Annotated in this window: 1 pseudogene; it reads left to right on the plus strand. The window is 37.0% G+C overall.

Annotation, left to right across the window (positions count from 1 at the left end):
• Position 1: 1 nt before the first annotated feature.
• Positions 2-1242 (plus strand): annotated as a pseudogene (locus tag IQ234_RS20770) (ISL3 family transposase).
• The last annotated feature ends 25 nt before the right edge of the window (positions 1243-1267 follow it).

Raw genomic sequence — 1267 nt, forward strand, 5'->3', positions numbered from 1 at the left:
TATGATACTTGACAAATTTTTGAACCTAGAAGGAACCTCTATTCAAGGCTATCTACATCTAGAAAATATAGGTATAGTCTTCCGGCTCGAATCGAAAAATCAAAAAGCAATCTGTCCTCGTTGTGGGTTAGAGAGCGATAAACTACACCAAAATCATCGACATTTAGTCAAAGATTTACCAATCTCAGGACAACCAGTGTACTTACAAGTTAATCGTCGTCAATTTAAGTGCGATAATTGTCGAAAACCCTTTAGTGAAGAGTTAGATTTTGTCGCCAGTAAACGAACCTATACGAAAAGACTAGCCGAAAATATACTCGAACAATTAAAAGAAGGAGATATTTTAAATGTTAGTCGAAGAAATGATGTAACGGAAGAAGAGATTCAAAGAATGATAGAGGACATCGCCGAAGAAATTACAGAGCCAGACCTATCGGAATTAAAAAGACTAGGAATTGACGAAATCGCTCTAGTCAAAGGACAAAAAAATTACTGTGCGGTTTTAGTAAATTTAGATACGGGAAAACTAATAGCTATTCTAGAGAAGCGAACACAAGAAGAATTGAGAGAAACGCTTACAGGGTGGGGAAAAGAGGTGTTAGAGCAAATTGAAGAAGTCAGCATAGACCTTTGGTTGTCCTATAAAAATTTGGTGAAAGAATTGATGCCATCGGCCGAGGTAGTCGCCGATAGATTCCATGTAATGAAACAAATTAATCAAGAGTTAGACGAACAGAGAAAAGACGTTCGGCGATGCTCAGTCGAGCCGCAGAAAAAAGAGCGGTAGAAGCGCAGAAAAATAAAAAACAGAAAGCGGAAAAAGAAGCGAAGCTAGAAGTTTTAAAGCGAAGTAAATATAGCTTGTTAAAAAATGAAAAAGATTTAACGGAAACCCAAAAAATCAAACTAGAAGCTATCAAAGAAACTTTTCCAAATTTGAAAAAGATGCACGAGTTAAAGGAAGAATTTAGAAAGATTTATGAAACCTCAGAGAATCCGACAGAGGGACTGCTATCCATCTCGGAATGGTTGGCAAAATCCTCCAGTGTTTTTACTAAGAGTTGTCAAACAATCCGAAACTGGTTTGGAGAAATAATTAGTTATTTCGAGCGAAGGACAACGAATGGGGTGGTCGAGGGAATCAACAATAAACTTAAACTAATAAAACGGAGAGCCTATGGCTTTAGAAACTTTCGGAATTTTTGGGTTAGAAGTATGTTATCTTGGCATCTTGTCTGTTGATTTAGCATAAAGAGTAACGAAGAGC

The sequence above is a fragment of the Microcystis aeruginosa LEGE 91341 genome, assembly GCF_015206885.1.
In the GTDB taxonomy this organism is placed as follows: domain Bacteria; phylum Cyanobacteriota; class Cyanobacteriia; order Cyanobacteriales; family Microcystaceae; genus Microcystis; species Microcystis aeruginosa_H.